Source organism: Cytophagales bacterium (assembly GCA_019456305.1).
In the GTDB taxonomy this organism is placed as follows: Bacteria; Bacteroidota; Bacteroidia; order Cytophagales; family VRUD01; genus VRUD01.
Genome location: VRUD01000114.1, coordinates 1 through 9,761, shown reverse-complemented (window position 1 = coordinate 9,761; position 9,761 = coordinate 1). Strand labels below are relative to the sequence as shown.

The following is a 9,761-nucleotide window of genomic DNA, read 5'->3' as shown; positions in this document are numbered from 1 at the left end:
AATATACTAAGCAGCATCATAAACAAATCAACAGGCGGCATAAAATCGTAACTTTGTGTTCTGAAATTGGGATTTTATGAATAATTGAGGATAGTAATTATTTTTTATTTGTTATTATTTTAGTGAAACGCTATAATAGGCTGCATATTGGTAAATCAAGCCATCACACAAGTTCCAATAATAGTATCTAACTTATCAAGCGCCTGACCTACTGTCTCTACCTCCTCAAATATAATGATCCGTTTTCCATTTATGTCCTTGAGCATGCAATGTTGAGGATGGCTTTGAACATACTGAATGATACTCCCAAAAGTTTTTGAATGGTAATAATCTTCGGTTGCTGCAAAGTTTCCCGTAAAGGAAGCCGAAGAAGTATTTTTCCATTTTCCATCTTCCCACCCTTTCGGGCGGTCACCCGTTAGGGGTGACGTCTTCCATTTTCCATATCCCATAAAATACCCCTTCATTGTTTCATTTTTGAGAATAAGCTTTTCAAAACCCAGCTCCTTAGCCTTCCAGCGGAGCTTTACCGTTTCAATCAGCTCTTTTACTTCACCAGGTATAGGGCCGAATCTGTCAATTAAAGAGTTTTTGAATTTGTGTAAAGATTCTAAATTTTTGATGCTGTCCAGCTCGGAATATAGATTCAATCGCTCCGCAACGTGTGAAACATAATCTTCAGGAATAAGCATCTGTAAGTCGGTTTCTATAATACAATCCTTAACAAATATCCCATCCTTCGTCCCTGAATTATTATCCTTAAATAAATCTTTAAATTCTCCCAGCTTTAATTCTTCAACAGCTTCATCAAGTATCTTATGATACATGTCAAAGCCCAATTCGTGAATAAACCCGCTTTGCTCAGCACCCAGCAAATTTCCCGCACCCCTGATATCCAGGTCGCGCATGGCTACGTTGAATCCATCTCCCAAGTCTGAAAATTCTTCCAGGGAAGATAACCTTTTGCGAGCGTCTGATGGTAAAGTTGAAAGAGGTGGTACAATTAAATAACAGAAAGCTTGTTTATTAGAACGTCCTACTCTTCCTCGCATCTGATGCAGGTCTGAAAGGCCAAACATATGCGCCATATTGATAATGATTGTGTTGGCATTGGGTATATCCAGTCCGTTTTCTATAATACTGGTAGAAACAAGCAGATCATATTCTCCATTGATAAATTTTAACATTTCCTTTTCCAGCTTGTTGCCTTCCATTTTCCCATGGGTAACTGCAATGCGGGCGTCAGGTACCAATCTTTGCAAAACCCCTGCTACTTCTTCTATATCCCTGATACGATTGTGTACAAAAAACACCTGTCCGCCTCTATGAAGCTCAAAGTGGATTGCATCGCATAAAAAATTATCATTATCCCTAAAGATATCTTTAGGAAAAGTAAACAGCCGGGTGGTTATGGGCTTTCTGTTAGGCGGAGGCGTGTTGATAATTGAAAGGTCTCTTGCTCCCATAAGTGAAAAGTGTAAAGTCCGTGGAATAGGTGTGGCCGTTAATGTCAGGGTATCAACGTCCACTTTCAACTGTTTAAGTTTTTCTTTTACTGTAACACCGAACTTCTGCTCCTCATCTATGATCAGCAAACCCAGGTCTTTGAATTTCACATCTTTGCTGATAATACGGTGCGTGCCAATCAGAATATCAACTTCTCCATTTTTAACTTTATCAAGTATTTCCTTAATTTTTTTGCTGCTCTTAAACCTGTTGATGTATTCAATATTGCAGGGAAATTTCTGAAGTCTTTCTATAAATGTGTTGTAATGCTGCATAGCAAGGATAGTAGTTGGAACCAATAGCGCAACCTGCTTGCTTTCACAACATGCTTTGAATGCCGCCCTGAGAGCCACTTCGGTTTTACCAAAGCCTACATCACCGCACACTAACCTATCCATTGGATGAGGTGATTCCATGTCTTTCTTCGTATCCACAGTTGCTTTTGCCTGGTCAGGCGTGTCTTCATAGAGAAAAGAAGATTCCAGTTCTGCCTGCATAAAATTGTCTTCACTGAAGGCAAATCCGTGCGCAGCCTTTCTTTTGGCATAAAGCTCAATAAGGTCTTTGGCTATATCTTTTACCTTTTTTTTAATTTTCTTTTTCTTGTTGCTCCATTCCTGAGATCCGAGCTTGCTTATTTGTGGAGTACCCTCTTTGCCACTATATTTTGAAATTTTATGCAGTGAATGAATGCTGACATACAGCAAGTCATCATTCTTATAAACAATCCGGATGGCCTCCTGCATCTTTGGTTTTTCGTTGTGTACGTCCCTTACTTCAATCATATCCAATCCGGCAAAACGTCCGATACCATGATCAATATGCGTTACAAAATCACCAGGTTGCAGGGTTTTTAATTCCTTTAATGTAAGCGCTTTTGATTTAGTGTGTTTGGCCTTTATATTATGTTTATAAAAACGGTCAAATATCTGGTGGTCTGTGTAGCAGGCTATGCCGGTAAATATTTCCTCTATTTCCTTTTTTTCCTCTATTCCCTCTATGATAACGGGGCTCTCATCCCTTATTCCCTTTGTTTCTTTTATTTCCTCTATCCCGTTATCTAAGAGGGGTTGGGGGTGAGGTCTTTTGTCAATAAATCCTTCTCTGAGTGCGATATTAATACTGTGAAATTCTACAAAAGGGTCCAACTCTTCAAAGATCGTAGCAAGTCTTTCTGTCTGTTTAGATGCTTCGGCTACTATAATATTTACAAGACCCCCGGATTGATTATCCCTCAAATTAGCTGTAAGCAATTTGAAATCTTTATGGAATGAAGGTTGAGGTGCAGCGTCAAAAGTAAAGATTTCCACGACTTCCCGGGATACGGCATCAGGTTCAAAATAAAATTGTTTACCAAATTCGATGGTTACTTTTGATCTTAATTGTTTAAGAATATTGCCTGCGGTTTCTATCCCCTCTTCTTTTTCCCCCTTATCGGTTCTCACCCTAACCCCCATAGCCCCCCTAGGTCCCCCTGAATCGGTGAATGGGTGAATGGGTGAATCGGTGAATCGCTTCGTTTTCCCTCTCTCCGTTTCTCCGATTCCCCGTTTCTCCGATTCAAGTTGGCTTGGAGTTAGGGGAGGGCTGGTTTTTTCAATGATATCTAAAGTAAATTGTACATCTTTAATCCATATTTTAGTGTTATCGGGTAAAAAATTAAGAAATGATTCTTGTAGAGACGAGGCATCTATAGTTTGAGCCTGCCTGTTCCTGCCCGGGCAAAGTTGTGGTGTCAGACAGGTGTTAGGAATGAGAGATATCTGCTTTACTTGCTCTATGGATAGTTGGGTATCCGGATCAAAAGTACGAATACTTTCAATTTCATCCCCGGACAATTCAATCCTGTAAGGCAATTGATGAGCATAAGAGTAGATGTCAATAATTCCACCTCTTATAGCAAATTGCCCGGCTTCATATACAAAATCACTTTTTTCAAAATGAAGTTCAGTTAATAATTTATTAATGAAACTTGTATTTACTTTATCACCTACACCGGCCAGAAAGGTGTTTTTTTTTAGGGTGTTCTTGTTGACCACCTTTTCAGCAAGCGCTTCGGGATAAGTAACTATGAGAACAGCAGGCAGTTGACAGTTGACAGTAGGCAATTTAGCTGCTTCTTCAACCTGGCTGATCTTGGTAAGGACTTCAACACGCATCTGCATGTTGGCATTGTCAGCCTGATCAAATTGAAGTGGTCTTTTGTAGGAATCTGGAAAGAGTAAAACGGCAGGCAATTTACTTATCGGAGCCCCGGCTGTATCTGCATAAACTCCGCTGAGATCCCCCCGAGTACTCGGGGTGACTGTCAATTCCCCATTGCCTGCTTCTTTCACATTACCATTATCACTATGAATGCTCTTGTCATTTATTAAATTTTGTAAATCGTTTTGAAAATAAGCAGCTTCCTCTTTATCCCGCAAGACGAAAAGATGGTTTTGCTGAACCAGCTCACTAATGGCTGTGGCAATAACAGCATCCAGACTACCTACCAATCCTTTGAGTTGTAAATGAACAGGCTTACAAGGCTTAATACGCTCGGCAATGGTACCAATGATGCTGTCCTGTTTGTAAAGTTGGATAAGGTCTTTGGTTTTCAAAATAGATAATTACAAAAAAAAGGGGCAAATGCCCCTTCTTGTTCACTTGATCATTTATTATCTAACCAGGCTTAGCTTTTTGTTAATTACCCGGTCAGTTGTTTGAATTTTTATAAAGTAGGTTCCTTCGGTTAATTTTGCCAGGTTTATTGAGGCAAATTCACTGAGCTTGTCAATTTCAACAACTATTTTTCCTAAAAGATTATAGACAAAAATTGTCGCATCCTTAACTCCCGGCATTTCAATATTTAAAATGCCTGTAGTTGGATTGGGATATAGCTTGCTATTTCCAGCATTAAATAACTCCTTCACGCCAGTTGGCCCTGCAAATACTGTATCGGTACCGGTAAAAATGCATCCGTTGGCGTCAGTTACTGTTACCGTAAAAGTATTCGGTGAGAGACCGATAACGGAATCACCTGTCAGTGAGCCCGGCATCCAGAGGTAAGTATAAGAGGGGGTACCGCCACTTGCATTTACCCATACTGTTCCATCATTTGCACCGGCAGAGGATTCATCGGTTGAACCTATGGTTCCTGTAAGAGCAGGCGGGTCTGTAATAGTTACGTTAATAATAGTATCCATACAACCATTTGCATCTCTGACATAAATATCATAATTGCCTGCCGCTAATCCTGATAGAGTGCTGCTGGTTTGAAAATTTACACTATCCAAGCTGTATTCATAAGGTGATGTTCCTCCTGTTACCGAAACAGTTATACTTTTGACGGTATCACTATTACAGCTATTAAAAGTTGAAGTTGCTGTAATAGTGAGGGTATCTGGTCCAATAAAAACCGTAGCATAGGCTGTATCAGGAACTGCATCAATTACCGTCACAATATAAGTTCCCGGACAAAGGCCCGTAGCTGTATCATTGGTTTGGTTAGCAGGATCATCCCATATAAAGTTGTATGGGGAAACACCGCTTATACCCGTTACAACTGCCTGACCATCACAATTATAGCTGCAACTGGCATCAGTTGTGGAAATAATATTTGCTATTACCGCACTACCAATTTTAAACCTTGCGGCTAGAACATTTCCGGCTGGGTTGTCTGTTTCTATTTCAACAACAGGAAAATCTACCCCCTTTGCCCACCAGCTATAAGTATAGGTTGTATCCGTGATCGGATTTTCAGGAAGCTGGGCAACAAGCCCTCCGGGTATGAAGGTCCAACCAAACGGAAAAATGAAACAACCTAGAGGATTACTACAATATATAAAAACGCTATCAATTGTCTCTTCTGTATAAAACTGCCTTATCGTATTAAATGTATCGCCAGGCAACATTACTGTGCCAAATGCACTTATATCACTACTGATATAGCTCTCATGGATATCTTTAATAGAATCAAGCCCTGCAGGAGCAGGAGGTGGGAGTGTTACAGGGATAACTGCAGTGTATTTTATAGTGTCTGTAAAAGAATCATTGAAAGTGGAAGGGAAATCCAGTATTTTTTGAGGCGGGTCAAAAACTGCAGAGGCAGTAACACCAAACCCAAAAGGATCACCGGCAAATCCATCATTAGTAAGCTGTGTTGCGGAAGATGTTTGGTAGTTTGATATTATAGTATCTTCAGTAGCTAAATTAGAAGACGGAAAACCACTTCCAAAGAGTGTTGAATCAGGATGAATAAAAATTATTGTGTCAAATTCATTAAGTAATAAATTAGTAAAATCCCAGATTTGGAATCCTGTGCCTCCAACAGAAATACCGGTATCTATTGGAATTGTATCATTGGCCATAAAAATTGTATCCCCAAAAGTTGCATAATCAGTTGAGTCAATGGTAATTTGTGCGTTAGCATACGTGAAGAAGCTAAGCATCGCGGTTAAAAATAATAACTTTTTCATGATTTTTAATTTTAGTTAAAAATGGGGGCGCAAGATAGATAAATATAATTTAGTTACAAAAAAACTGATTTTTTTATTTTTATACTCACCTTATCAAAGAGAGTTTTGAAGTAAATAGTTGCTTAGAAGTTTGAATCTTTATAAAGTAAGTTCCCTCAACCAATTCCCCGAGGTTAAGTGATGCAAAGTCATTAACATTATCCATTTGAGCCACTATTTCACCCAATAGATTAAGTACAAAAATTGTTGCATTACCAATTTTTGGCATTTCTATATATAATATCCCGGTAGTTGGATTGGGGTAAAGCTTTATATGGCTGCTTAGCGTTAACGGCTCATTTATGGAAGTAACTGATCCTACCGTAACAGAATCTGCTAAAGTACACCCATTTGCATCAGTTATTGTTACAAAATAAGTTCCTGCAGCTAAACCCGAAATATTTGCAGTTGTATCTCCGGATGACCATTGGTAAGTATAAGGAAGCATGCCTCCTGATACAGATATGGTTGCAGTACCATTGTTCCCACCAGCAGTATCAGGGGTAGCGTATATTGAATCTGTAATAAGGAGAGGCGGTTCAATAATAACGACTGTAGCATAAGCCGTGTCAATATTGGCCGAATCAATTACTCTCACTGTGTAGGTACCCCCTGCACAAAGACCGGTAGCAGTAGATGAGTCCTGAGCAAGGCTATCATCCCATAGATAAGTATAAGGAGGTACTCCTCCTGCTACTTCTACACCTACAGTAGCGCTAACACCACAAATACATAAGCATGTATCACAACAACAACTCATACTATACGAAGGAATGTAAGCAACCATTGCACCTGGTCTTACACGTAAGTAGCTCGTTTCAATGATATTACCGGCACCATCCACATCAATATCAACCAATGAATATCCAACACCTTTGGCAAGCCAGCTATAAGTCCTTGTGGTGTCAAGGATTGGATTTTCATCAAGCACTCCTGGAGTAGGAGGTATCAATAACCATCCAAAAATTGGATTTAACCCATATATGGTATCATAATCCATTGTTACATCGTAGAGTCTTAAGCACGAAAAGGTATCTAAAGGTGTAATAACAGTGCCGTAACCATCGGCTGTATCTTTTTTAATAGATGTATGATTAATCCTTATTGAATCATACCCGGCAGTAATAATATCAACATCAAAGGTCAAAACAAAACGCGAAATATCCCAAAAGGAATCCTGGTAGGTGTATGGAAATTTTAAAACGGTTTGCACAGGATTAAAAGGTACGGAAATAGTATCACCTGAATTGAAAATATCCCCGGCAAATCCCTGTACAAAAAGACCGTCAACTGATTTTTTAAGGAAAACGGATACAGTAGAAGTGGATTGTCTCAGGCTTAAATTTGAATTAGGGAAATCTGAGAAATTGGGTAAAGAAGCCGGGTCTTCAAAGTTCAAAACAGAAAAAATATCGGTCTCAAGCGCTGAAAGATCCCAGGTTTGTGCTGCCCCGGCAGGGCCTGTGGATAGACCTACAGGGGGAATGGTATCAGTTGCCTGAACAATAATCGTATTCACACCCGCAATATCGGTTGAATCCAAAATGATCTGGGCGTGGGCTAACGTTATTAAGCCGGCTATTGGTATTGATAATAGTGATTTTTTCATTAGCGTTGTTTATGGCTCTATTATAAAAACTGGTTGGTAGTTTAAATACAATCCAAGTCCCGTAGGGACGACCTGTTTGTAGTATTGAACATTAAATAAAAATAATAAGCTCCGTAGGAGCGTCCTGTTATTCAATCCATTCAAAAAGATATTTTTCGTCATATTCAATCTGAAATTGCTATTGTAGTTAGAATAATTCTTTTACAGGACGCACCTACAGCGCTTATTTTTTTTGTGATCTTTCTTTCTACAAACAGGTCGCACCTACGGTGCTCAATGTTTTTTTTATGACTTTTCTTTACTTGTCATTTGTGAAAGTGCTTTATTTAGTACAAAAATAATAAAAATTTATCTATCAACTAAATTTTAGAATAGAGCCTTGTTTATTTGTAAACATGGTCATGATGTCTAAATCTATGAAAAGAGTTTTATTCTTTCTTTTTTACTTCTTACTTCTTTATATTCACCATTTCTATATGCTTCTTCGCTTTCTCTGACTTCTGCTATAAACTTTTTTGAAAACTTCTCTTCAAACTCCATATCCACTAATCTTTCGCATTTTGTTAAGTATTCATACCTTTCCTTAGTGATACAGATAGTTTCCATCTTGAAAGTATTTAATATTAATACGATTTGCAAATTTACAAAAAAATAATTTATTTACGCAATAAAATAAAGTAAATCCAAAGACAATTTAAAATGAAAAAAACTGCCTCCATATTTTTACTTTTTACTTTTTACTTTTTACTTTTTAACGATCTTTCCTCCGCTCAGGATGCCGATACTACTTTAGCCAACATGTCCTACGATAGCATTCAGAAGGAGGAAGCTATAAAGAATGCCGATTACTACATTTCAAAAGGTGACTCATTTTATTACAAATCACCTGATAGCGCCATTTTCTATTATGAAAAAGCCAGCGTGGTCTATGAAAAATTAAATGACTGGAAAAGTTTTGTGCAATGTTATCTTTATCTAGGTGATTTTTATAGAATAAAATGGGAAAACAAAACGGCAATGAATTATTTGAATAACGCGCTTGAAACAGTAAAAAATAAATTAGGTAATGACTATGAATTAATTGCTCATATCTATAATGCCATTGGAAGCGTTTACTCAAACATAAATAATTACAACAAGGCGCTTGAATTTTTTAAAAGGTCATTATCCATAAATATAAAATATCTCGGGGAGCAGAATATGTATACAGCTGCAAATTATAATAATATCGGGACAATTTATTTCTATCAGGGAGATTATGGCAGGGCATTGGATTTTTTTGAAAAAGCTTTAAGGATACGCATTAAAGAGGTTGGTCAATGGCATGGATCAGTAGGAGCAAGCTATAATAATATCGCTGAAGTTTATAGTAAAACAGGCGATCTTAAAAAAGCGCTGGAATATAACGAGAAAGCTTTATCAATTCGCTTAAAAGTGTTAGGGAAAAATAATATGTATGTAGCTTATAGTTATTTTAACCTTGGGATAGTCTATCTGAATATGGGCGAATACGATAAAGCGCTTGAATTTCACAATAAATCCCTGGCAATTGATATTATGAATTTTGGCAATGAGCATTTCAATGTTGCCTGGGATAATCTTTACATTGCAAATGTTTATGTTGCAAAAGGAGCTGTTCGGCATAGGGTTTCAAAATTTTTAACCCCTACGAAGGAGGCTCGCAACGAATTTTTTACAAAAGCGCTGTATCTTTACAATAAATCCCTGAAAATAATGCTTAAAACGGTGGGGCAAAATCATTCATTAGTGTCAGAGACTTATTGTGGATTCGGAAATTTATACCTAAAACAAAATGATTTTAATAAAGCTCTTTATTATTATCAAAGATCCATTATAAGTTTACTCATTAGATTCAATGAGAAGTGTATTTACATAAATCCTGTATTAAAAATGTCGTCTAAAAAGAAATCAGATATTATTTCAAAAGTACATCTTCTTGACGCTTTGGTCTATAAAGCAGAGACTTTTGAAAAATTGTACGACTCAGGGGATAAGGAAATAAAGGAAATAGGGGAATAGGGAATAAGGAAATGCAGTTGGCAGTTGGCAATAGGCAGTAGACAATATGACAATAGACAATGACAATGACTATGACAAGGGGTGGTTATCATCGGATGACTCTCCAGGTT

General features: G+C 37.8%; 5 protein-coding genes. 1 reads left to right on the top strand and 4 read right to left on the bottom strand.

Annotation, left to right across the window (positions count from 1 at the left end; translation table 11 throughout):
• Positions 1-155 precede the first annotated feature (155 nt).
• From mfd to FVQ77_16480, 4 genes are all read right to left on the bottom strand, one after another.
• Entirely contained in the window at positions 156-4,106 is a 3,951-nt protein-coding gene (gene mfd / locus FVQ77_16495) for a transcription-repair coupling factor (GenBank protein MBW8051900.1), read from the bottom strand.
• A 57-nt stretch (positions 4,107-4,163) separates the two neighbouring features.
• Complete coding sequence (locus FVQ77_16490; GenBank protein MBW8051899.1) at positions 4,164-5,963, bottom strand: T9SS type A sorting domain-containing protein; 1,800 nt, start codon at positions 5,961-5,963, stop codon at positions 4,164-4,166.
• Positions 5,964-6,048: 85 nt separating this feature from the next.
• Positions 6,049-7,611, bottom strand: a complete 1,563-nt coding sequence (locus FVQ77_16485) for a T9SS type A sorting domain-containing protein (protein ID MBW8051898.1) — start codon at positions 7,609-7,611, stop codon at positions 6,049-6,051.
• Between the two features lie 414 nt (positions 7,612-8,025).
• Entirely contained in the window at positions 8,026-8,217 is a 192-nt protein-coding gene (locus FVQ77_16480) for a hypothetical protein (protein ID MBW8051897.1), read from the bottom strand.
• A 93-nt stretch (positions 8,218-8,310) separates the two neighbouring features.
• On the opposite strand from FVQ77_16480, the gene FVQ77_16475 reads away from it, so the two are divergent.
• Positions 8,311-9,651: a tetratricopeptide repeat protein gene (locus FVQ77_16475; protein ID MBW8051896.1), complete on the top strand. Its 1,341-nt coding sequence runs from the start codon at positions 8,311-8,313 to the stop codon at positions 9,649-9,651.
• Positions 9,652-9,761 lie beyond the last annotated feature (110 nt).